Source organism: Neopararhizobium haloflavum, from assembly GCF_002750855.1.
GTDB classification, from domain to species: Bacteria; Pseudomonadota; Alphaproteobacteria; order Rhizobiales; family Rhizobiaceae; genus Georhizobium; species Georhizobium haloflavum.
Map to the genome: position 1 here is coordinate 318,102 of NZ_NWUC01000006.1, position 23,740 is coordinate 341,841.

Sequence of the window (23,740 nt, forward strand, 5' to 3'; positions counted from 1 at the left end):
CAGAGATTGGGCAGGTTCTCCGCGGTCATTTCGTTGGCGGCTGTTTTGGCGGGTTCGGTGACGCCGGTTGCCGCCTTCGAGATTTTCGGCATCCGCATCTACGGTGGCGAGGAGGAAGCCGAGGTCGATGTCATCGGCGAACCCCAGTCCTATGAAGCGACATTCGAGGCCGGCGAAGCGGACAACTCCGTCGCCAACGCCGTGCGCGGCGCCTCCCGGCTCTGGGGTGATCGCGAGGAACCGGCTTCGGGATCGGCCGGCCTGATGTCCAAGGCAAAGTCCGATTATCAGCGCATGCTGGGTGCGCTTTATACCGAGGGCCACTACGGCGGATCGATCAGCATCCTGATCGAGGGCCGGGAAGCGGCGGAGTTGCCTGCCGACACCGACCTGCCGGATCCCGCAACCGTCGCGATCGTCGTTGATGTCGGCCCGCAATTCGCCTTCGGTCGCGCGGTCATCGGCAATCGCGCACCGCCGCCGCTTGATCGTGGCGACGTGGTGCCGCTGCCGGAGGAAGAGGGGTTTGCGCCAGGGGAGGTCGCGCGTTCTGGCAACATTCTGCGCGCCGAGCGGCTTTCCACCGCCGCCTGGCGGGAGCAGGGTTACGCCAAGGCGGAGATCGCGGATCGCACCGTGACGGCCGATCACCGCGACCGCACCGTCGACGTCGACATCGCGGTCGATCCGGGTCGCTATGCGCGATATGGAGAGACCGCTGTTGCCGGCACCGAGCGCATGAACCCTGAATTCGTCGCCTATATGACCGACTTGCCCGTCGGTCAGGAATACGACCCTGACGATCTCGAACGCGCCCGCAACCGGCTGGCTCGGCTTGATGTCTTCCAGGCGTTGACCGTGCGCGAAGCCGACGAAATCGCCCGCAACGGCCTTCTGCCCATTTCGGTCGACGTCCAGGAGCGCCCGCTGCGCCGTATCGGTGTCGGCGGCACATACTCGACTGTCGATGGGCTCGGGCTGGAAACCTTCTGGCTGCATCGCAACCTCTTCGGTCAGGCCGAGCGCCTGCGGGTCGACGCCCGTGTCGGCGGGATCGGCGACACGATCGACTATGAAGAATTCGATTATTCGGCCGGCATCACCTACACCAAGCCCGGCGTCTTCACGCCCGACACTGATTTCGTGACTGGCCTGTCGGGCAAGCGCGAGGTGCTGGATGTCTACACCGAGACCTCGGTGACGGCGCGTCTCGGCTTCACGCACATTTTCAATGACTATCTCTCCGGCGAGATTTTCGCCGAGGCCAAGTACGCCGAGTTCGAGGATGATCTTGGTGAGCGTGATTTCACGACATTCGGTCTGCCCGGCAAGCTGACATACGACACCCGCAACAACAGCGCCGACGCCACCGAGGGCTATTTCGTCGAGGCGACGGTCGAGCCGTTCTACGAGTTCGAGTTCGGCAACGCGGCAACCCGTGGCACGCTGGAAGGTCGCGCCTATTACGGTCTCGACGCCGATGACCGTTTCATCCTGGCCGGCAAGCTGAAGATCGGCTCGATCGTCGGACCCGACATCTTCGAAACGCCGCCCGACAAGCTCTTCTTCTCCGGCGGCGGTGGCTCCACCCGTGGCTATGCCTATCGCGGCATCGGCGTCGAGGGTCCGGGCGACACCTTGACGGGCGGCCGCTCGCTGCTCGAGGCCTCCGCCGAATTGCGCACCCGCGTCACCGAATCCATCGGCCTCGTCGGCTTTGCCGATGTCGGCTATGTCGGTGAGGAATCCCTGCCGTCCTTCTCGGAGGACCTGAAGATCGGCGTCGGCGCGGGCCTGCGCTACAATACCGGCCTCGGCCCGATCCGCCTCGATGTCGCCGTGCCGCTCGATCCGGGGCCGAACGACCCCGATGTCGCGCTCTATGTGGGAATAGGACAGGCGTTTTGACCCGGCTTCTCCTCATGCTCGCTTGCCTCGTCTTCGCTGCGCCGGTCTTCGCGCAGGAAGAAGAGACCGAAACCCGTTCCCGCTTCACGCGGTTCGTGGAAAGCCAGCTGTCATCCGACAACCGGCAGATCCGGCTGAACGGCATTCAGGGCGCGCTGTCGTCCGAAGCGGTGATCGGCGAGATCACCATTGCCGACCGCGAGGGTGTCTGGCTGCGCATCGTCAACGCCCGCATCGAGTGGACCCGCACCGCATTGCTGCGCGGGCGCCTTGAGATCGATCGTCTCGCCGCCGATTCCATCGAGGTTACGCGCAAGCCGCTGCCGAGCGAAGAGGTCGTGCCCGATCCGGAGGCCGGTGGTTTTTCCGTACCCGAACTGCCGGTTGCCGTCCGGCTCGACGTGCTGGAGGTGCCGCGGGTCACCTTCGGCCCCACCGTCTTCGGCCTGCAATCGGAGCTGGCGGTCGCCGGCGGCATCACGCTGGCCGGTGGTGCGCTGGAAGCCAACCTCGACATCGAACGGCTCGACGGTCCTGGCGGTGAGCTGGCGCTTGCGCTTGCTTATGCTAACGAAACGGAACAGCTTGATCTTGATCTCCAGGTCTCCGAGCCGGCCGACGGCATCGTCGCCAATCTCCTCAGCATCGAAGGGCGTCCTGCGGTCGATCTGGCGCTCACCGGATCCGGCCCGGTGGATGATCTCACCGTCGACCTCGCGCTCGATGCCGACGGCGAGCGCGTTGTCACGGGGCGCACTACCTTGCAGCGCGGCAGTGGCGGCCTTGCCGTCAATGCCAATGTCGAGGGGCCGCTGGCCCGTCTCGTCGCGCCGACCTTTCGCGACTTTTTCGGCCCCAACACCAATCTGACCGCCGACGCGTTGATCCGCGATGGCGGCGGCGTCACCCTCAATGCGCTGAGCCTTGAAACCGGCGCCCTGTCGCTCAACGCGAGCGCGGAGACGAGCGAGGACAATTTCCTGCGGCGCCTGTCGCTGCAGGCGGCGATCGAAGACGGATCGGGGCAGCCTGTGGTCCTGCCCGTTTCCGGCGGCCAGACCACCGTGCGCACTGCGCGCCTTGCCGTCGATTACGGCGCCGAAGCTTCGGATCAGTGGAGCGGCGCCCTCAACGTCGCCGATCTATCCACCGAGACGCTCGACGCCCAAACCGTCGAACTCGACTTCGGCGGTCTTGCGCAAAACCTTGATCGGCCCGAGGAGCGCCGTCTGACCTTCCGCGTCGATGGCGGGCTGTCCGGCATCACGGCCGATGATCCGGCCGTTCAGGCCGCGATCGGTGACGCTCTGACGCTGCTGATCGATGGCGCCTGGACCGCCGGCGCGCCTGTCGAACTCGCCGAGGCGAGCCTGAGTGCCGAAGCGCTCTCGCTCTACCTTGCCGGAAGCATCGACGAATATGTCTATGACGGCACCATCGCGATCGCGGCTGAGAGCCTCGCCCCCTTCGCCGAACTCGCCGACAGGCCGCTGCAAGGTGCGCTGACGCTTGATGCCGAGGGCACGTTGTCGCCGCTGACCGGCGGTTTCGACCTTACCTTCGACGGCGCTGGCGAAGGTCTGCAGATCGGCACGCCCGCCGTTGATGCCTTGATCGAGAGCCCGGTCGAGTTGTCGGGGCGCCTCGCCCGCACCGAGCGCGGCTTCGAGGCCGGCACCTTCACGATCGGCAATGAGCAGTTCTCCCTGCAGGCCGATGGCACCTATTCGAGCGAACGCGCCGACATGGTGCTCGAGGTCATGCTGGCGGACCTTGCTCTTGTCTCCGACCAGGCATCGGGCCGGCTTGAACTGCGCGGCACGGCCAATGGCGAAGGCGGACCGATCGCGCTTGACCTTCAAGGCAGCATTCCCTCGGGCAGCCTTGCCGGCCGGCGCCTGGTCGATGCGGCCTTCGGCTTCACCGGCAATCTGGTCGGAACCGACGCGGAAGCCGGAGAAGCCTATGGCGATGGCATCGAAGGTGCGCTGTCGGCCGATGCCTTCCTCGATGGCGAAGCCGTCCGCCTCAGCGCCGACATCCGCGCGGTGGGCGAAGCCCGCACCTTGTCGAACCTCGATTTCAGCGCCGGTGGCGCCACGATCACCGGCAATGTCGCGCAGGACGGCGATGGCCTGTTGACCGGCGAAGTCGATCTCGACGCGCCGGACATCGCGACGCTCGCGGCCCTGGCGCTGCAGCAGGCGAGCGGCTCGGCACAGGCAAGCATCGTCCTGTCCGCCGAAGGCGGCGAGCAGAACGCGGCCGTGGGCGCCGCACTATCCGATGTGGAGATCAACGAGACGCGTATTGCCAGCGCAACGCTCGATGCGAGCCTCGCCGACCTTTTCGGCGTGCCGAAGATCGAAGGCACCGTCGACGGCAGCGACATCGTCGCCGGCGGCGTCACCGTGGAGAGCGTGGCGGCAACCGCGTCGCGCCAGGATCAGCTGACCGATTTCACGGCAGACGCCACGCTGGAGGGCGGCACCGACATCGCGCTCGCCGGGGCGCTGGAAGAGATTTCCGGCGGCTTCCGCATCGCGCTTGAAAACGCCCGGCTTCAGCAAGGTCCGACCGAGGCGCGCCTGCTTTCCCCCGCGACCATCACCGTGGAGGGAGAGCGCATCGAGATCGGCGATCTCGCGCTTGACGTCGATGGCGGCGAGATCCGAGCCAGCGGCGTTGTCGCCGACACGCTCGATCTTGATGTGGCAATCGAGGCGCTGCCGCTTTCCATCGCCAACACCGTCATGCCCGATCTCGACGCCGCCGGCACCGTTGACGGCACCGCGCGGGTCGCCGGCACCCGTGACGATCCAGACATCGTCTTCGACCTGACGGGAAGCGGCCTCACCGCCGCGCCGGTCCGCGAATTCGGTCTTGGCACCATCGATCTCGAGGCTTCGGGGCGTTCGGCCGGCAGCCGGGTCGAACTCGACGCCTCGCTCGCCGCCGATGGCGGCATTGCCGTAGACGTGTCGGGCTCGGCGCCGCTCGGCGAGGGCGAATTGGACCTCGATCTGCGTCTCGATGACTTGCCGCTCGCCACGATCGACGCACTCGCCGGCAATCAGGGCCTGCGCGGTTCGGTCTCGGCCACGGCCGCCGTCGGCGGCACCATCGCGGCGCCCGATGTGCGCTTTGACGTGGATGGGAACGGCGTATCGGCCAACGCCCTTGCAGATCTCGGCATAGACCCGCTCACCGTGGCGGCGAACGGCCGTTTCGCCGATCAGCGGGTGACCTTGCAGAGCGCCACTGTCGCCAACGGGCAGGGCATCGACGTCGCCGCATCCGGAACGGTGCCGCTCGATGGCGGTAGCCTCAATCTCCAGGTCCGGGGCAATGCGCCCCTCTCGCTCGCCAATCGGCCACTGGCCGAGCGCGGCACCCGTGTTGAAGGTGCGCTTGAATTCAGCGTCGGCATTTCCGGCCCGCTGACCGATCCGCAGTTCAGCGGAATGGTATCGGCCAGCAATGCAGGCGTCATCGATCCCGATACCAACGTTCAGCTTCAAGGCATCACGGTCCTTGCCTCCATCGAGGGGCAGCAGGTGACGATCAACACGTTCACTGCAAACCTCTCGACGGGGGGCACGATCACGATCGGCGGCACCGTGTCGCTGGACGCTGCGTCCGCTTTCCCGGCCAATATCTCGATCACCCTCGATGAAACCCGCTATGCCGACGGCGACTTTCTGATTGTGACCGCTTCGGGAGGCCTGACCGTTACCGGCCCGTTGGCGCGCGATCCCGTCATCGCCGGCACGATCAACGTCGATCGGGCGGAACTCGGCATTCCCGAAGGGCTCGGCGGTGGCAGCACGCTGACCGACGTGCGCCACATCGCGCCGCCGGCGGACGTTCAGCGGACGTTGCAGCGCGCGGGGACCACCGCTGAGGGCGAGCCGCCGACGCCGACGGCGCGGCCCAGCATCGTCCGGCTCGACATCACAGTGAATGCGCCGCGCCGCATCTTCGTGCGCGGCCGGGGGCTCGACGCCGAACTCGGCGGCTCGATCCGCCTTCAGGGGCCCGTCACCAGCATCGAGCCCGTCGGCGCGTTCGAGCTCGTCCGCGGCAGGCTCTCCATTCTGGGACGCCGTATCACCTTCGATGACGGAAGCGTGACGCTGATCGGCGATCTCGATCCCTTCGTCAACCTGACAGCCACGTCCCAGAGCGGCGACACGACCGTGATCATCACCGTTTCGGGGCGCGCCTCCGATATCGACATCGATTTCTCCTCGCAACCGGCTTTGCCGGAAGACGAGGTCATCGCCCGTCTCATCTTCGATCGTTCGATAAGCGAGCTCTCGGCCTTCCAGATCGCGCAGCTCGCCGCGGCGGTCGCCGAACTTTCCGGCGGCCAGAATACCTCGCTGCTGGGCTCGCTGCGTCAGTCGACCGGGCTTGATGACCTCGACGTCGTCACCGATGAGGAGGGCAACGCAGCCGTCAGGGCCGGGCGCTATGTGCGCGACAATGTCTATCTCGGCGTCCAGGCGGGATCGGGCGATTCCAGTGAGGTCACGATCGACCTCGACATCACCGAGAACCTCAAGGCGCGCGGTGCCGCGGGCGCCGATGGCGACACCAGCCTCGGCCTCTTCTACGAGCGGGATTACTAGGGCTTTGGAGGGTGCTCGGGTATTCTTCTGTTGGGGCCAGGCAGATCGGAAGGCAAATTGTCGGCATGACGAACGATGGTCATGATGCCTATATAGCGGCTGCTCCGCAGCAGTTTCGCGCCATGTTGGGCCAATTGCGCGCGCAGTTGTCGCTGGCGCTGCCGGACGCCAAGGAAGTCATGAAATACGATATGCCGGGTTTTCAGATCGAAGAAACGATCATCGCCGGATATGCTGCCTTCAGCAAGCAATGTGGCTTGTATGTTGATCCGCGTGCAATTGCGGTGCACGCCGAGGAGATTGCCTCTCTGAAGCTCAAGTCAACCAGGACAGGCGTTACCTTCTCGGTGAGCAAGCCCATAACTGGCGAGCTTGTTCAGAAACTTGCGATCAGTTCGCGCAACAGCAAGAGGTTGTAGCGACCGGCTCCGGCACCCGCGGTCTGGTTCTCCGACCGCCGCGAACTCGGACTCATCGCGACAATTTTCGATTGACGGAAGGTCCGGACCCGTCAACACCGCCGGTCGCAAAGCCTGGCGGCTGCACCGTCTGCAGCGTTTCCGGCGCCGCTCCCGCGATCCGTCGCAGGATCAGGCGTCCCATCTCGTGGCCGGCGACGAAGAGGTCTTCTTCGATCGTCTCGATGCGCGGCCGAACCGGCGCGAAGAGATTTGACGTCTTCTTGGCCACTATGCCCACATCGACGCCCGGCACCAGCCCGCGATCGGTAAGCGCCGCCATGATCGCCAGCGCTGAAACCTCGCCGCCACAGACATAACCGTCCGGCGGATCGGGCCGCTGCAGCCGTTCCTCGATAAAGGCCTGAACCTCATGCGACGTGCTGTCGAGACTGATGCCGTCGAGCAGTTCGAAGGCGACGCCCTCGGCTCTGACGGCCTTCATGAAGCCGTAGCGCATGTGCTGAAAGAAGGTGAACCGCTCGGGCGGCAGAATGATCGCCGGCTTCTTGCGCCCGGCTGCGATCAGACGCTGCGTCGCCTCGAAGGCGAAGCGTTCGTTGTCGTAGTCCACATAGGCGTGCGGAACGGAAAGCTCGGTCCGGCCATGTGAGACGAAGGGAAAACCGTGCTCGACCAGCAATTTGACCCGCTCGTCGAACGGCTCGGTCCGTGAGAAGACAATTCCGTCCGCCATCCGGTTGCGCAGGATGTAGCGCACCGGCTCGATGCTCGGCTCATTTTCGAAATGCGGCGTGATGACGAGGTGATAGGGCGTCGATCGCAAGGCCTCCGTCATGCCCTTGATGATCGATGTGCCGAAATTGATGATTTCCTCGTGCGGGTCGAGGATCAGGCTGATGACATTGGTGCGTCCCGTTCGAAGGCGCTGGGCGGCGCGGTCGGGAAGGTAGCCGATCTCCTCGGCAACCTGTCGTACGCGCTGGCGCGTCTTCAGCGCGATCTGCGGCGCATCGCCAAGCGCCCGCGACACCGTCGTGACGGCCAGGCCGGTAATGTCGGCGATGGTGCGAAGCGTCGGTTTTCCGATCGCCTCGTCTGCCGCCGAACGCTGGCTGACATCGTCCGTTTCGCGCATCGCGCGCCGTCCTCCCGAAAAATTTATATCGTTATAAATCCTAAAACCGGCCCTGTTGGCAAATGAAACTGTGCAACGGCTTGGATAAATATGCCGAAAACAAGAGCTTGGCGATATTTAAACCGATTTGATCTCAGGCGCTTGACAATTCCGTCGGTTGTATCGTTATAAATTTGGATCGCCGGATAAACCGGATCGTTTGGGAGGTTTCCATGACTATTCGCACCATCACGAGACTTGCAGCCGGGACGGCGCTCGTCGCGCTCAGCGTCGGCGTCGCCCATGCCCAGGAGGAATCGGTCGAGGTTCTGCACTGGTGGACGGCTGGCGGTGAAGCGGCCGCAGTCGGCGTGCTGAAGGAGAATCTGGAAGGCGAGGGCATCACCTGGTCCGACATGCCGGTCGCCGGCGGGTCCGGTCAGGCCGCGATGACGGCCCTGCGCGCCCGCGTCACGTCCGGCGATCCGCCGACGGCCGTCCAGATGCTCGGCTATGACATCAAGGACTGGGCAGAGCTCGGCGTCGTGGCCAACCTCAACGAACTGGCCGAGGAAGAGGGCTGGGACGAGGTCATTCCGGCGGCCATTCAGGAATTCTCCAAGTATGACGACCAGTGGATCGCCGCGCCGGTCAATGTGCACTCCACCAACTGGCTGTGGATCAACAAGGCTGCCTTTGACGAATATGGCGGCGAGGAACCGCAGGACATGGACGAGCTCTACACGATGCTCGACGCGTTCGAGGAACAGGGCATCATCCCGCTCGCCCATGGCGGCCAGCCGTGGCAGGACGGCACGCTCTGGGAAGCTGTCGTGCTCTCCGTCGGGGGCATGGACTTCTACAAGCAGGCGATCATCGACCTCGACGAGGAAGCGCTGTCGGGCGACACCATGCGTGAGGTCTTCGACCACATGACGAAGCTCAGCGGCTACTTCGACGAGAACTTCACCGGCCGCGACTTCAACCTCACCACGGCGATGGTCATCGAGGGCGAGGCCGGCGCGCAGGAGATGGGCGATTGGGCCAAGGCAGAATTCCTCAATGCCGATCAGGTTCCGGGCGAGGATTTCGTCTGCATGCGCTTCCCGGGAACCCAGGGCGACGTGCTCTTCAACTCCGACCAGTTCGTCATGTTCGAAGTCGGTGAGGACAAGCGCGACGCTCAGCTGAAGATGGCCTCGGCCGTGATGGATCCGGCCTTCCAGGTCGCGTTCAACACCGTGAAGGGCTCGGTTCCCGCTCGCACCGACATCGAGGACACCGAGTTCGACGATTGCGGCAAGAAGGGCATGCAGGAACTGGCCGAAGCCGCCGAGAACGGCACGCTCGCCGGATCGCTGGCCCATGGCCACGCTCAGCCCTCGGCCGTCAAGGAAGCCGTCTTCGACGTCGTCACCCAGCATCTCAACGGTCAGATCAGCACCGACGAGGCCCTGGAGCAGCTGCCGCAGGCGATCGCTTCCGCCCAATAAGCGGCTGGTGCATCCAACCATCAGAAATGGCATGACCGAAACCCTGGTTTCGGTCATGCTCTTTGCCACCGTCGACAGCATGGGGAGGACGGCATGACGCTGACTGTGGACGCGGTCGAGCCGGTGCGCCGCAAGGCGGGCGTGCTCGACAGGGTGCGCGACATCCTGCCCAAGATCGTGCTGGCGCCGTCATTCGCGCTGATCCTGTTCTTCGTCTACGGCTTCATCCTGTGGACGCTCTATCTGTCCTTCACCAATTCGCGCATCCTGCCGATCTACGAGATCGTCGGCTTCGACGCCTACATCAATCTCTGGTCCCAGCCCAACTGGTACATGGCGCTGAAGAATCTCGCGATCTTCGGCACGCTCTATATCGGCCTGTGCATCGCCATCGGCCTGCTGCTCGCCATCCTCCTCGACCAGAAGATCCGCGGCGAGGGTGTGCTGCGCCCTATCTTCCTCTACCCCATGGCCCTGTCCTTCGTGGTCACCGGCACGGCCTGGAAGTGGTTCCTCAATCCCGGTCTCGGGCTTGAGCGCACCATGCAGCAATGGGGGTTCGAAAACTTCCAGTTCGACTGGCTGACGAGCACCGACATGGCGATCTATTGCGTCGTCATCGCCGGCGTCTGGCAGGCGTCCGGTTTTGTCATGGCCATGTTTCTGGCGGGCCTTCGCGGCATCGACGGCGAGATCATCAAGGCTGCCCAGATCGACGGCGCCTCGTCCTTCTCCATCTACCGCCGCATCGTCATCCCGCTCTTGCGCCCGGCCTTCCTGTCGGCGGTCATCGTTCTGGCGCACATGGCGATCAAGTCCTATGACCTTGTCATTGCGCTCACCGGCGGCGGTCCGGGCAATGCAACCGAGTTGCCCTCGACCTTCATGTATTCCTACACCTTCACCCGCAGCCAGATGGCCGTCGGTTCGGCCAGCGCGATCATGATGCTGATGGGTATCACCGCGATCATCGTGCCCTACCTCTATTCGGAACTGAGGGAGCCAGCACGATGAGCACCGCCACCGCATCCGTCTCTCCGGGATCCGCGCGCGCCGCCCGTTTCGTGATCTACGGCCTCCTGCTGCTGTTCGCCTTCATCTACCTGCTGCCGTTCTTCGTGATGCTCGTCACGTCGCTGAAGCCGCTGGCCGAGATCCGCTCCGGCAACATGCTGGCCCTTCCGCAATCGCCCTCGCTCGATGCCTGGGCCAAGGCCTGGGGCACGGCCTGCATCGGCGTCGACTGCTCGGGCATCAAGGGTTATTTCTGGAACTCGATCAGGATGGTGGTGCCGGCCGTCGCGATCTCCACGATCCTCGGTGCGCTCAACGGCTATGTACTGACCAAATGGCGCTTTCCCGGCCACAAGCTGGTATTCGGCATGATGCTGTTCGCCTGTTTCATCCCGTTCCAGGCGGTGCTCATTCCGATGGCGCGGGTCCTCGGCATCATCGGATTGGCCAACACCACCTCGGGCCTGATCCTCGTTCACGTGGTCTATGGCCTTGGGTTCACGACGCTCTTCTTCCGCAACTACTACGAGGCGTTCCCCGACGAGCTGATCAAGGCCGCGCAGATCGACGGCGCCGGATTTTTCCGGATCTTCTGGCGCATCCTGCTGCCGAGCTCGGGTCCGATCATCGTGGTCACGGTGATCTACCAGTTCACCAACATCTGGAACGACTTCCTGTTCGGTGTCTCCTTCGCCTCGGGCGGCGGTGCGCCGATGACGGTGGCGCTGAACAACCTCGTGTCCTCCTCGACCGGCGTGAAGGAATACAATGTCGACATGGCCGCCGCGATGTTCGCCGCCTTGCCGACGCTGATCGTCTATGTCGTCGCAGGCCGGTATTTCGTGCGTGGCCTGATGGCCGGCGCAGTCAAAGGGTAGAACCGATGAGCTTTCTGGAAATCCGCGATCTTTATAAGACCATCGGCGGCGTCAATATTCTCAAGGGCATCGACATCGAGCTCGACAAGGGCGGCTTCCTCGTGCTCGTCGGCCCCTCGGGCTGCGGCAAGTCCACCTTGCTCAACACCGTCGCGGGCCTGACCGATGTCACCAGGGGCGAGGTCGTCATCGATGGCGAGGTGGTCAACGATCTCCACCCCTCCAAGCGCGACATCGCCATGGTGTTCCAGTCCTATGCGCTCTATCCAAACATGACGGTCGAGGGAAACATCGCCTTTGCCCTGGAGATGCGCGGCGTGCCGAAGGCCGACCGTGACGAGGCCGTGAAAGCGGCCGCAAAGACGCTGCAGATCGAGCATCTGCTGAAGCGCCGCCCCAGCCAGTTGTCGGGCGGCCAGCGACAGCGCGTCGCCATGGGTCGCGCGCTCGTGCGCAAGCCGCGCGTCTTCCTGTTCGACGAACCGCTGTCGAACCTCGATGCCAAGCTGCGGGTTGAGATGCGCGCCGAGATCAAGCGTCTCCACCGCGATACCGGCGCGACGATCGTCTACGTCACGCACGACCAGATCGAGGCGATGACCATGGCCACCAAGATCGCCGTGATGAAGGAAGGCGTGGTCCAGCAGGTCGGCACGCCCGATGAGATCTATCGCATGCCATCCAACCTTTTCGTCGCCGATTTCATGGGCTCGCCGGCCATGAATCTGTTGGAGGGCAGGATCGCCGGAGGCGATGGCACCGCCCGCATCCAGCTGACGCGCAACGGCGACACGCCGGTTGAACTCGCCGTGCCCCCGACGGTGCGCGAGACGGCCCTTCGGGATGGCCAGCCGGTCATCCTCGGCATCCGTCCGGAGGCCATAACCGATACCGGACTGACCGATCCGCGCGCCAAGGCCGTCAGCATCGTCCACGCGCCCGTCGATCTCGTGGAACCGACCGGGTCCGACACCTTCGTCGTGACGCAGCTTGCCGGCAAGGAAGTGACCGCCAGGGTGCGCTCCGACGTTGCGGCAAAGGCCGGCGAGACGTTCGAGTTCGCCTTCAATCTCGACCGCGCCGTGGTCTTCGATCCCGCGACGACAGAGCGGCTTCGCTAGCTCCCGGCTCCTTCTGAAAAGCACGGCGCGATGTATATCGGCATCGATTGGGGTGGCACCAAGATGGAAGCGATCGCGCTCGCCGCAGACGGCGTCGAGCGCGCGCGCCACCGTGTCGACACACCGAAAGGCGGCTACGAGGCCTGCATTAGCGCGGTCTGCGGTCTGGTCGCGAGGATGGAGAGCGATACGGGCGAAGTCGGCAGCGTCGGCCTCGGCATTCCCGGCAGCCCCTCGCCGCGCACCGGCGTCATTCGAAACGCCAACACCACGATTCTCAACGGCCGTCCGCTCGGCAAGGATTTGCACGATGCCCTGGGCCGACCGGTACGCCTGACCAACGATGCCAATTGTCTGGCTGTGTCGGAGGCCGTCGACGGAGCCGGCAGCGACAGCAGGGTCGTCTTCGGTATCATTCTCGGCACGGGTCATGGCGGTGGGCTGGTCATCGACCACAAGGTCCATCCCGGCTTTCAGGGCCTTGCCGCCGAGATCGGCCACTATCCGCTGCCGTGGATGACGGCGGAGGAATATCCCGGCCACATGTGCTGGTGCGGCAAGCGCGGCTGTCTGGAAATGTACGCCTGCGGCACCGGCTTCGAGCTCGACTACCGCTTGACGACGGGCGCGGTGAAGCGTGGCCGCGCCATCATCGATGCCAAGCGCGCCGGCGACCCTGTGGCCGGCGCCGTTTATGACCGCTTCGCCGATCGTCTTGCCCGCAGCATCGCCATCCTCGTCAATGTGGTCGATCCCGATGTCTTCGTCTTTGGGGGAGGGATGTCGGCGATCGATGAGCTTTATGACGATGTCCCGCCTCTGGTCACGTCCTATGTTTTCGGAGACAGTTTCGAAACGCCGATCCGGAAGGCGCGTCACGGCGACAGTTCGGGCGTGCGCGGCGCAGCGTGGCTATGGAAGGAGTGAGCCGCATGGAAATCGACAGCGATCTCGACCATATCGCCCGCCAGGAGACGCTCTTGAAGTTCCAGCGCTTCGATGCCGATCTCGCCTGGAAGATCGGGCGGACGCTGCATGATCGCGCGTCGGCACGCTCGGTGCCGGTGACGATCGATGTCAGCCTTTTTTCCATGCAGATGTTCTTTGCCGCCATGCATGGCGCGACCCCGGACAATATCGGCTGGGTCCGGCGCAAGAAGAACACGGTCTTTCGTTTCCTGCGGTCGAGCTATGCCACCGGGCTGATGCTGAAGCGCGACAAGACCACGTTGGCCGCGAAGTTCGCGCTTCCCGATGCCGACTATGCCGCACATGGCGGCAGCTTTCCGCTCACGGTCGAGGGCGCCGGTGTCATCGGCGCCGTCACCGTCTCCGGTTTGCCCCAAAGGGACGACCATTCTATGGTCGTCGAAGCGCTGGCCAGCGTGCTCGGCAAGGATCCGGCCAAGCTGCGCCTGCCTTGAGGGGACCGCGATGAATATCCGCGAGAGAGCCGAACGCCTGACGGCCTGGCTGGAAGGCGCCGCCCTGCCGCTCTGGCGCGAGCGCGGCTTTTCGGCCGGCATGGGCTTTGCGGAGACGATCGCGCAGGATGGCCGCGCCACCACGGACGATGTGCGCGCCCGGGTCAATCCGCGGCAGGTCTATTGTTTCGCCGAAGCCGGCCGGCGCGGCTGGCCGGGCGACTGGCGCACCGCCGTGCTTGGCGGGCTTGAACGTTTCGATCGGGTCTACCGGCGGCCCGATGGGTTCTACGGTCATCTGGCAACGTGCGAGGGCAGTCTGATCGACGACCGGTTCGATCTCTACAATCAGGCCTTTGCACTCCTTGCGTTTGCCGCGATCGCCGAGGCGATGCCGGAGCGCAAGCCGGAGATGGCAGCCCGTGCGCTCAGCCTGCTTGAGGCGCTGCGCGCGCGCTTTGCCCATCCAAAGGGCGGCTTTCACGAGTCCGAGCCACCGGCACCGCCGCTGCGCTCCAACCCGCATATGCATCTATTCGAGGCGGCCCAGGCCTGGGAAACGGTCGCCGGTGTCGAGGCCGGACCGTGGCGCGATCTGGCCGACGAGATCGCCGAGCTGTGCCTTGCGCGCTTCATCGACCCGGCCGGCGGTTTCCTGCGCGAATTCTTCGATCTTGGCTGGCAGCCGGCCGAAGGCGAGGCCGGCAGTGTCGTGGAACCGGGCCATCAGTTCGAATGGGCGTGGCTGCTGGCGCGGTGGGCCCGGCGCCGTGGGGGGCGGACCGAAGCCGTGCGACGCGCGGCGCGGCTGTTCGCGGTTGGCGAAACCCATGGCGTGGATGGTCACCGCGGTGTCGCGGTCATGACCTTGTCAGATGCGCTCGTCGTCGTCGATCCGATCGCGCGCCTATGGGTGCAGACCGAATGGCTGAAGAGCGCCGTTTTGCTCGCCGTGCTTGCCAAGGGCGAAGAGCGCGAACGCTATCTCGCATCGGCCGAGCGGGCAGGCGATGCGCTTGCCGCGTTCATTGCCACCAGTCAGCCGGGGCTCTGGCACGACAAGCAGCGGGCCGATGGCACCTTCGTCGACGAACCGGCGCCGGCGAGTAGTTTCTATCATATCGTCTGCGCGATCGGCGAATTGGATGATCGCCTGCAGGAGCTGTGAGGGCCATGAGCGCGCCGCGCATCACCATCGAATACTGCACGCAATGCAATTGGATGTTGCGCGCCGCCTGGCTCGCGCAGGAGCTGCTGTCGACCTTTGGCCAGGACCTGGCCGAAGTCGCCCTCAAGCCGGGAACCGGCGGCGTCTTCGAAATCCGGGTCACGGACACGCTCGTGTGGGAACGCAAGCGCGACGGCGGCTTCCCGGAGGCAAAGGTCCTGAAGCAGCGCGTGCGCGATTGCGTCTGGCCGGGCCGCGATCTCGGCCATTCCGACCGAAACTGACAAAGCCTCAGAACGTGTCCATAACACCGATGATGGCCGGGCCGAGGATGACGCCGAACAACACCGGCAGGAAGAAGAGGATCATCGGCACGGTGAGCTTGGGCGGCAGGGCGGCGGCTTTCTTCTCGGCCTCCGTCATGCGCTGATCGCGGCTTTCCTGGGCGAGGACACGCAGCGCCTGGGAGATCGGCGTGCCGTACCGCTCGGCCTGGATCAGCGCCTGGGAGACCGATTTCACGCTCTCAAGCCCGGTGCGGGTGCCAAGATTCTCATAGGCCTGACGGCGTTCGGGCAGATAGGAAAGCTCCGCCGTCGTCAGAACCAGTTCCTCGGCGAGCGGGGTCGACTGCGCGGCGATCTCGTCGGCCACCCGGCGCAGCGCCGCCTCGATCGAAACGCCCGATTCCACGCAGATCAGCGCAAGGTCCAGCGCGTCCGGCCATGCCTGGCGGATCGACTTCTGCCGCTTGCCGGCCTGGTTGGTCACGTAGATATTGGGGGCGTAGAAGCCGGCATAGGCGACCACGGTGCAGAACAGGAACTTGATCGTGAAGGGCTGTTCGGCCAGCCCGCCCATGCCCATCACGTAGAACAGCGCGAACATCAGAAAAACGAAGGGCAGCGCGAACCGGGCGAAGAGGAAGCGGTTGAGCGCATTGGGGCTGCGATAGCCGGCAGACCGCAGCTTGTTGACCGTCTGGTCGTCGACCAGCGCCTTCCTCAGGTTCAGGCTGTCGACGATCTGGCGCAGTGAGCTGTTGTTTTCCTGTCGCAGAGAGCCGCGGCGGTTCTGTTCCGCGTTCAGTCGCGCCCGCTCGCGCGCACGGATTTCATCGCGCTCGATGGCGACCGATTTCATGCGTTGGTTGAGGTCGCCCCGTTCGAAATAGGGCATGACGAACGTGATCAGCGTGGCGAAGACCGAGATAGACACCAGCATGGCGAGAACGAAGCTCGGGTTGGTCGCCGTGTTGATGATGGTGGTGAACATGGAAGATCGCCTTGATCGTGGTTCAGATCTCGAAATTGATCATGTTGCGCATGACGAAGATGCCGATCGACATCCAGAAGCCTGAAACGCCGAGGATGAACTGGCCGCGTGGATCGGTGAAAAGCACGGTCATGTAGTCGGGTGACGTCAGGTAGACGAGGACGGCGACGATGAAGGGCAGCGCGCCGATGATGACGGCTGAAGCCTTCGCTTCCATCGAGAGCGCCTGAACCTTGGCCTTCATCTTGCGTCGGTCGCGCAAGACGCGTGAAAGATTGCCGAGCGCTTCGGACAGGTTGCCGCCGGCCTGCGCCTGAATGGCGATGACGATGGCGAAGAAGCTGGCCTCCGGCAGCGGAATGCCCTGATGCAGCCGGGTGCAGGCTTCCGGCACGCTCATACCGAGTTGCTGCGCCTCGACGATGCGGCGGAACTCGCTCTTGACCGGCTCCTGGGCCTCTGCCGCGATGAGGCGGATGGAGTCGTTGAGCGGCAGGCCCGACTTGATCGAACGGACCATGACGTCGAGCGCATTGGGAAACTCGTTCAGGAACGCCTTCATCCGCTTGGAACGCAGATAGGCCACCACCCAGCGCGGTATGCCGAAGGCGGCGACGAAGAAGACGCCGAGACAGAGCAGCAGTGGCATCCCGGCGGCGAAGACGACGAAGGTGAAGATCAGGCCGAAAGCGACGCCGATCAGGTAGAACTGGCGCGGCGCGATCTTCAGTCCGGCCTGCGCGAGAAGCACCTTGAGCGGCGGCGATTTGGTCTGCTTGTTGGCCTGCTTCTGCTTTTCTTCGAGATCTTTCAGGGAGTTTTCGACGGTCCGGCGGCGTTTGCTCGCTTCGTTCACCCGGTCACGCGCGACACGCACGGCGTTCTGGTCGGTTTCCGCCGCGCGCACGCGGTTGAGCCGCGCTTCGGCCTTCTTGGCGTTCTCGAACCGGGAATAAAGCAACGAATAGGCGACGGCGGCGACGGAGATCGCGACCAGGGCGCCGATGGCGATGATGTTGAGATCGATCCCGGCCACGGTGTCCGCCTATTCCTTTTCCATCGCGTCCAGCGCTGCGGCGAGACGCTTTTCCTCGTTGTAGTAGCGAGCACGATCCCAGAAATTCGGCCGGCCGACGCCGGTCGATTTGTGCCGGCCGATCAGGCGGCCATTGGCGTCTTCACCCTCGACCTCGTACTTCATCAGATCCTGGGTGATGATCACGTCGCCTTCCATGCCGATCACCTCGGTGATCTGCGTGATCCGGCGCGAGCCGTCGCGCATGCGGCTGGCCTGGACGATAACGTCGACCGACCCGCAGATGATCTCGCGCACGGTCTTGGCCGGCAGCGCGAAGCCGCCCATGGCGATCATCGATTCCATGCGGGAAAGACACTCGCGCGGCGTGTTGGCGTGGATCGTCCCCATCGAGCCGTCGTGGCCGGTGTTCATGGCCTGCAGGAGGTCGAAGACCTCCGGGCCGCGCACCTCGCCGACGATGATGCGTTCGGGCCGCATGCGCAGGCAGTTCTTGACCAGGTCGCGCATCGTCACTTCGCCCTCGCCCTCGATGTTGGGCGGGCGGGTCTCGAGGCGCACCACATGCGGCTGTTGCAGCTGGAGTTCCGCCGAGTCCTCGCAGGTGATGATCCGCTCGTCGGTGTCTATGTATCGCGTCAGGCAGTTGAGCAGCGTCGTCTTGCCCGAGCCCGTTCCGCCGGAAATCACCGTGTTGCACCGCACCCGGCCGATGATTTGCAGCAGAACTGCGCCTTCCGGCGTGATCGTGCCGAATTTGACCAGCTGATCGAGCGTCAGCTTGTCCTTCTTGAACTTGCGGATGGTGAGCGCAGTGCCGTCGATTGCGAGCGGCGGCGCGATCACGTTGACACGCGATCCGTCCGGCAGGCGTGCGTCGCAGATCGGTGAGGATTCGTCGACACGACGGCCAACCTGGCTGACGATCCGCTGGCAGATCGACAGCAACTGGCCGTTGTCGCGGAACCGGATCTCCGACTCCTCGACCTTGCCGTTGACTTCGATGAAGGTTTGCCCCGCCCCATTGACCATGATGTCGGCGATGTCGTCGCGCGCCAGCAGTGGCTCCAGCGGCCCGTATCCCAGAACGTCGTTGCAGATGTCTTCGAGCAGTTCTTCCTGCTCGGAGATCGACATCGCGAAATTCTTGATCGAGATGATGTCGTTGACGATGTCGCGGATTTCTTCGCGCGCGCTCTCCGCATCGAGCTTGGCCAGCTGCGAAAGATCGATCGTGTCGATCAGCGCCGCAAACACCTGGCTCTTGGTGTTGTAATAGCTGTCCGTCTTGCGCGAGCGGCGCTTCTGTTCGGGCTGTGGGGCAGGCGGTGGAACCGGGATGCGCGGGCGTTGTTGTGCGGCACTGGGGGCGCTCTCCGTCGGCCCGGCGTCATCCTGCAGGACGGCGGGGCCGTGATCGGCCGGCACCGGTTGCGGGTTCGCCGCTTCCACATCCTTGATCGAGGGCGACAGCGGGGGGCTCGGCTGCACGCTTTGCGGCGGCCTGTTGAACCCGTCCTTGCCTCTTTTGCCAAACATCGCCTGGTCCAGTCCGTCTGTGATCCCTCGTCTCACCGCGGCGCGGGAACGAGACCGTTCATGTCCTTTGCGCCGTCAGCGCGCGGCGGCCTTCTTGCGTCCGATCAGCGACATCAGATCGGACAGCCCGCCCTTCCTGCGCTTCTTCGTGTCCGCCCGTCCGGTCACCACATGCGCGATCTGGGCGATCGTCTCGGCGGCGGCCGATTTCGGCTCCATCTCGCTGATCATGCGCCCGCTATTGGCGGCGGCGCCGAAAAGCGCGCTGTCGAAGGGAAGAATGGCGATCGGCTCCATCTCCAGCGGCTCCGCGAAATCGGCCGGCGTGATCTCGGGCCGCTTCGGCATCCCGACCTGGTTCAGCACCAGATGCGGCGCATGGTCGTTCGGCCGCATCTTGCGCAGCACATCCATGAGGTTCTTGGTGTTGCGCAGATTGGCGAGATCCGGCACGGCGGTAACGACGATCTGGTCGACTTCGCCGAGCACCGAAAGCGCCCAGTCGGTCCACACATGCGGCAGGTCCAAAACGGTGACGGGCGCCGATCGCTGCACCACCTCGATCATCGGCGAGAACGCATTGCGCTGCAGGTCGTAGGTCTTGTCCAGCATCGACGGCGCCGCCAGCATCGAGAGATGATCCGAGCATTTGGCCAGCAGCCGGTCGAGGAAGACATCATCGAGGCGCTCGGGCGAGAAGACCGCCTCGGAGATGCCCTGCGGCGGGTCCTGGTCGAAGTTGATGTTGGCCGTGCCGAAGGCAAGGTCGAGATCGGCGAGGATCACTTCCTCGGAGAACAGGCTGGAAATCGCGAAGGCGCAGTTGTGGGCGAGTGTCGAGGAGCCGCAGCCGCCCTTGGCGCCGACAAAGGCGACGGTCCGCCCCAGCGGCTCGGCATCCGGATCGACGAAGATCGCGCTGATGACGCCGATGAGGTCCGCCATGGAGACCGGCGCGACGATATATTCGGAGATGCCGTTGCGGATCAGTTCGCGATAGAGCGCGACATCGTTGTGGTGTCCGATGATGACGACCTTGGTCGAGGCGTCGCAGACATCGGCAAGCTGCTCCAGCTCCCCGAGCAGCGTCGCCCGGTCCTCGTCGCTCTCCAGTATGATGAGGTTCGGCGTCGGCTGCTGGCTGAAGAGGTTGACGGCGGCGGCGACGCCGCCCTTGTTGACCCTCAAATTGACCTTGCCCATGCGCCGGTCTTCGCCGCAGCGCTCCACGGTGCGCAGCAATCCCTCCGTCTCGCAGAAGGCCTGGATGGAGATGCGCGGCAGCGGCCGCATGCGGTCCATCGCTTCGCCCGTTTCCGGTGCGCCCGCTTCCTCGTAGTCGTTGCCCGTCATCGATCCTGCCCCTCGTTCTCGTCCGTTGCGCCCTGCGGGTGCTTAAAGTCCCGCGCCCTCGGACTGATAGTCTCTCAGCACCTGCTCGCGGCGGCCGGCATCGATCGGCGTCGAACCGCGTGGCGCGATCAGGTCCATCGGATCGGCCACCATGGCGGCCAGGTTGTTCTGGCTCGCGCAGCCGAAATTGGCGTAGTGCTTGTTCTCGTTGCCGTTCGCCAGCATGTCTTCCGGCCAGCGGCCGCATTCGCCCGTCGTCGCGTCGATCGCGAAATAGGACACGCGGATCGGCGCCGCGTCGCCGCTTGCCGAGGCGTGGTAGGGCGTCGTGAGAATGCGGCCCTGCGGTATGCCTTGCTTGACCAGTTCTTCGCGCACCTGCTGCGCCAGGATCGAGGCGGCACCGGAATTCATCGAGCCCGCCGGTGTCATGATCCGCACCGAGCCCGACGCTGATGCCTTGTAGCGCTGGGCATGCCCGCGCACGGCGCCGCGCGAGGCGATCGTCAGCTCCCGGTCGCCGCTTGCCACCGGGATGTCGAGCGTCTGCTCCTGCTCGCTGACGATGATCGGATGGTTGGTGCGGTAGTCGTCGGGCACGGAGCCCACTTCCACATGATGCACGTTGGCGCAGGCCGAAAGCAGCCCGGCAAGGACGGCCGCGGAGGCGAACCGCGCTGCCGTTGAAAGATGTCTGGTGGTCGTCATCGCCTTCAAGCCCCCGAAATCACTTGTAGATGAAGCCGACCACGCCATGGTAGCGCCCCTTCGGCAGTTCCGTTTCCATGCGTCCATAGACGCGGTTGACCTTGCCCAGGAAGAACCCGGCTCCGTCGCTGGCCGCATTGAAATTGTCGTCCGGCCGGGCCAGTTCGTTGCGTGCCGTCGGGCGCACCAGGTAAGGTGTCGCGATGATCACGAGTTCGGTCTCGTTGCGCTGAAAGTCGCGGCTGCGGAACAGCGTGCCGAGAACCGGTATCTTCGAAATGCCCGGATGACCGGACATCGCCTGGCGGATGTCGTCCTTGACGAGGCCTGCGATCACGATCGAGCCGCCCGAGGGCAGTTCGACGGAGGTTTCGGCCTCGCGCCGGCGGATCGACATCAGGTTGGCGCCCTGGACGCCCATGCCCGCCGACAGCGACACCGAATCCTCGAACGTCGGCTCGGAGACTTCCGTGCGTACCCTGAGGCTGATGCGCCCCGGCGAAAGCACCACCGGCGTGAAGTCCAGCCCGATGCCGTACTGCACCTGTGCGATGTCGTAGGTCAGCGTGCGCTGGCCGTTGTCGTCTTCCGAAACGTCCTGCCCGTCGACGAGGCGGAAATCGCCGCCGACATAGAATGAGGCGGCCTCGCCGGAAATCGCCGTCAGGGAAGGCTCGGCCAGCGTGCGCATCACGCCGGCGCGTTCCATGGCGTTCATGTAGCTGTTGATGTCGAAATCGCCGAACGATCCGATCAGGTTGCCGCCCGAGGTCTCGAATGCCGGCTTACCGAGGTTTGCCGGGAGCTGGCTGGCGAAAGATCCGCCGAGCCGCGAGCCCGAAACCGAGGCGAATGTGTTGAAGCCGAGCTGCTTGAGGACCTGGCGGCTGACTTCGGCCACCGTCACCTTCAGCGTTACCTGGTCCTCGCCCTCGATATTCAGGAGGTTGACGATCTGCGAGACCTGCCGATCCTCCGCGAAGATCGCCGCGTCGCCGCCCTCGCCGACAGCCGTGAGGTTGCGCGTCGTCGCTTCGCCGCCCGTCAGGAAGATCTGCGCCAGCTGGCTTGCGCGCTGGGAATCCTGCGGCGTCTGCACCGTCCCGTTGAGAACGATGTTGTCGTTGATGATCTCGACAGAGATGTCGGAATCGGGGATGAACCGGGTCAGCTGCTGTTCCAGCCCCGTGATGTCCCGCTCGATGGCGAGATCGAGCGTCACGATCTCCTCGCCATTCGGCCCGAAGACGAAGATGTTGGTCTGTCCGACGCTCTTGCCGAAAAGATAGAGCCGGCTGGACGTGCGGGTCACCGCGTCGGCGATCGATGGGTCGGCGACCAGGATGTCGCCCGCCGCGGTCGGCAGGTCGACGACGACCGCCTTGTTGAGACCGAGCTTGACCCGGCGCGAAACGCCCGCCCCGCTATCGGCGATGCGTAAAATGTTACTGTCCGCATGGGCACTGGAAACGGATAGCCCGCTGAGCGGGTCAAGCGGCACGGCGGCCGCGGCGAGAAGCGCGACCATGAAAGGCGTCGCCAGGCGCCCGGCGAGCCGGCGCTTGAGGGCTTTGGTGAGCTTTGGCTTGGCGTTCGACACTGTTCTGCCCCCGTATCCTGGCTTACTGGCCGACATTGGTGATCGACCCCGAGCGGATCAGCTGGATCGTGTTCGCGGCTCCGCTGCCGAGAAGATGCTCGGAAAATTCCGTGTCCGGTTCCTGCACGTCGGCGACGCTGCGCAGCGCCAGCGTCAGCCGGTCGGCCATCTGCTGGGCAACGGCGATCACCTGCGTCTGGTCGGGCGTCAGCTCCAGCGTCGCGGTCGAGCCGACGGCGGTCTTGTTGCCGTCCTCGTCCTCCTGGATCTGCTGGTCGATGGCGAGCACGCGGATGTTCTTCAGCACCACTTCGGTCTGGTAGTCGTCCGCTTCGCCGCGCCGGACCATGATCACGTCGACCCGGTCGTTCGGCAGGATGAAGCCGCCCGCGCTGGTGGAGACGGAGATGTCGGTCGCCACCGCCCGCTTGCCCGATGGCAGCAGCGAGGACATGATCCGCGAGGAGGAATCGACGACCTTTTCGGCCCTCACCGGCTCGCCTGCGAAAAGCGGCAGCCGCACGACGGCGCCGGCCAGTTCGGTTTCCGCATCCGGCCGCGTCGAGCGCGTGATGAAACTGTCCGTCACCGCGTCGCTCGGCCATTCCTGCCAGGCCATCGCCTCCTCGTTGAGGCGCGAGCCGATCGGCAGGCTGGCGGTCGCGACCAGCACGTCCTCAAGCGCGATCTGCTCGACCACCGGCTGGATCGTCTGGGTGACGGATGTCTCCGGCGCCGAAAGGTTCATGGCCAGCAAACCAGCCAGTCCGGCCGCCCCCACGGCAACGGTCAGGATAAGGATACGGGCAGGCTTCATCGCTGATTCCCCAACGCGCAAATTCTGTCGTGGCGAGAATGCGGCGAAAATCGTGTATTTAAGGTTAACGAGTTGCTTACGCGTCTGGTTAACGGGATCTTGCCGGCCACTGCGGCTCTTGCGTCAGGGGGAGAAGAGAGGCCGCCCCACGCTTCAGGCCCCCACCATCTCCGTCATTCCTGTGCTTGTCACAGGAATCCATACCGTCAAGCGCCCCGCAGCAAGGCTTCTTCGGC

The 23,740-nt window shown here is 64.5% G+C and carries 19 protein-coding genes; 11 read left to right on the plus strand and 8 right to left on the minus strand.

What is annotated here, in order from left to right:
• Positions 1 to 33: 33 nt before the first annotated feature.
• The 3 genes from CN673_RS14965 to CN673_RS14975 all read left to right on the plus strand — a co-directional run bounded on the left by CN673_RS14965 (position 34) and on the right by CN673_RS14975 (position 6,961).
• Positions 34 to 1,908 (plus strand): autotransporter assembly complex protein TamA, encoded by a 1,875-nt coding sequence (locus CN673_RS14965; protein ID WP_245409924.1) that lies wholly within the window; start codon positions 34 to 36, stop codon positions 1,906 to 1,908.
• The gene (locus CN673_RS14970; protein WP_099867146.1) at positions 1,905 to 6,542 is read left to right on the plus strand and encodes a translocation/assembly module TamB domain-containing protein; all 4,638 of its coding nucleotides are present in this window, start codon (positions 1,905 to 1,907) and stop codon (positions 6,540 to 6,542) included. Before CN673_RS14965 ends, CN673_RS14970 begins: the two co-directional genes overlap by 4 nt.
• 65 nt (positions 6,543 to 6,607) lie before the next feature.
• Complete coding sequence (locus CN673_RS14975) at positions 6,608 to 6,961, plus strand: iron chaperone (protein WP_099867147.1); 354 nt, start codon at positions 6,608 to 6,610, stop codon at positions 6,959 to 6,961.
• A 52-nt stretch (positions 6,962 to 7,013) separates the two neighbouring features.
• Here CN673_RS14975 and CN673_RS14980 read toward each other — a convergent pair whose 3' ends face one another.
• A complete protein-coding gene (locus CN673_RS14980; RefSeq protein ID WP_099867148.1) occupies positions 7,014 to 8,099 on the minus strand; it encodes a LacI family transcriptional regulator in 1,086 nt (361 codons plus the stop codon).
• A 227-nt stretch (positions 8,100 to 8,326) separates the two neighbouring features.
• Here CN673_RS14980 and CN673_RS14985 point away from each other — a divergent pair, with 227 nt between their 5' ends.
• The 8 genes from CN673_RS14985 to CN673_RS15020 all read left to right on the plus strand — a co-directional run bounded on the left by CN673_RS14985 (position 8,327) and on the right by CN673_RS15020 (position 15,460).
• Positions 8,327 to 9,571: an ABC transporter substrate-binding protein gene (locus CN673_RS14985; RefSeq protein WP_370853059.1), complete on the plus strand. Its 1,245-nt coding sequence runs from the start codon at positions 8,327 to 8,329 to the stop codon at positions 9,569 to 9,571.
• A gap of 93 nt (positions 9,572 to 9,664) precedes the next feature.
• A complete protein-coding gene (locus tag CN673_RS14990; RefSeq protein WP_099867150.1) occupies positions 9,665 to 10,585 on the plus strand; it encodes a carbohydrate ABC transporter permease in 921 nt (306 codons plus the stop codon).
• Positions 10,582 to 11,463 carry a carbohydrate ABC transporter permease gene (locus tag CN673_RS14995; protein ID WP_099867151.1) on the plus strand — a complete coding sequence of 294 codons (882 nt, stop codon included), beginning with the start codon at positions 10,582 to 10,584 and terminating at the stop codon, positions 11,461 to 11,463. Before CN673_RS14990 ends, CN673_RS14995 begins: the two co-directional genes overlap by 4 nt.
• Before the next feature lie 5 nt (positions 11,464 to 11,468).
• Positions 11,469 to 12,584 (plus strand): ABC transporter ATP-binding protein, encoded by a 1,116-nt coding sequence (locus CN673_RS15000; protein ID WP_099867152.1) that lies wholly within the window; start codon positions 11,469 to 11,471, stop codon positions 12,582 to 12,584.
• A 30-nt stretch (positions 12,585 to 12,614) separates the two neighbouring features.
• Positions 12,615 to 13,511, plus strand: coding sequence for an ROK family protein (locus tag CN673_RS15005; RefSeq protein ID WP_099867153.1), 897 nt, complete (start codon positions 12,615 to 12,617; stop codon positions 13,509 to 13,511).
• A 5-nt stretch (positions 13,512 to 13,516) separates the two neighbouring features.
• Positions 13,517 to 14,008 (plus strand): heme-degrading domain-containing protein, encoded by a 492-nt coding sequence (locus tag CN673_RS15010; RefSeq protein ID WP_099867154.1) that lies wholly within the window; start codon positions 13,517 to 13,519, stop codon positions 14,006 to 14,008.
• A 10-nt stretch (positions 14,009 to 14,018) separates the two neighbouring features.
• The gene (locus CN673_RS15015) at positions 14,019 to 15,176 is read left to right on the plus strand and encodes an AGE family epimerase/isomerase (RefSeq protein ID WP_099867155.1); all 1,158 of its coding nucleotides are present in this window, start codon (positions 14,019 to 14,021) and stop codon (positions 15,174 to 15,176) included.
• Positions 15,177 to 15,181: 5 nt separating this feature from the next.
• Positions 15,182 to 15,460, plus strand: a complete 279-nt coding sequence (locus CN673_RS15020; RefSeq protein ID WP_099867156.1) for an Rdx family protein — start codon at positions 15,182 to 15,184, stop codon at positions 15,458 to 15,460.
• Between the two features lie 7 nt (positions 15,461 to 15,467).
• Here the strand turns inward: CN673_RS15020 and CN673_RS15025 are convergent, their stop codons facing one another.
• The 7 genes from CN673_RS15025 to cpaB all read right to left on the minus strand — a co-directional run bounded on the left by CN673_RS15025 (position 15,468) and on the right by cpaB (position 23,504).
• A complete protein-coding gene (locus CN673_RS15025) occupies positions 15,468 to 16,451 on the minus strand; it encodes a type II secretion system F family protein (RefSeq protein ID WP_099867157.1) in 984 nt (327 codons plus the stop codon).
• 22 nt (positions 16,452 to 16,473) lie between these two features.
• Entirely contained in the window at positions 16,474 to 17,487 is a 1,014-nt protein-coding gene (locus tag CN673_RS15030; RefSeq protein ID WP_099867158.1) for a type II secretion system F family protein, read from the minus strand.
• Between the two features lie 9 nt (positions 17,488 to 17,496).
• A complete protein-coding gene (locus tag CN673_RS15035) occupies positions 17,497 to 19,026 on the minus strand; it encodes a TadA family conjugal transfer-associated ATPase (protein ID WP_099867159.1) in 1,530 nt (509 codons plus the stop codon).
• 75 nt (positions 19,027 to 19,101) lie between these two features.
• Positions 19,102 to 20,379, minus strand: a complete 1,278-nt coding sequence (locus CN673_RS15040; protein ID WP_099867160.1) for a CpaE/TadZ family protein — start codon at positions 20,377 to 20,379, stop codon at positions 19,102 to 19,104.
• 42 nt (positions 20,380 to 20,421) lie between these two features.
• The gene (locus CN673_RS15045) at positions 20,422 to 21,087 is read right to left on the minus strand and encodes a CpaD family pilus assembly protein (protein ID WP_245409925.1); all 666 of its coding nucleotides are present in this window, start codon (positions 21,085 to 21,087) and stop codon (positions 20,422 to 20,424) included.
• A 19-nt stretch (positions 21,088 to 21,106) separates the two neighbouring features.
• Positions 21,107 to 22,615, minus strand: coding sequence for a type II and III secretion system protein family protein (locus tag CN673_RS15050; RefSeq protein WP_099867223.1), 1,509 nt, complete (start codon positions 22,613 to 22,615; stop codon positions 21,107 to 21,109).
• Between the two features lie 94 nt (positions 22,616 to 22,709).
• Entirely contained in the window at positions 22,710 to 23,504 is a 795-nt protein-coding gene (cpaB, locus tag CN673_RS15055) for a Flp pilus assembly protein CpaB (RefSeq protein ID WP_099867162.1), read from the minus strand.
• Positions 23,505 to 23,740: the final 236 nt, after the last annotated feature.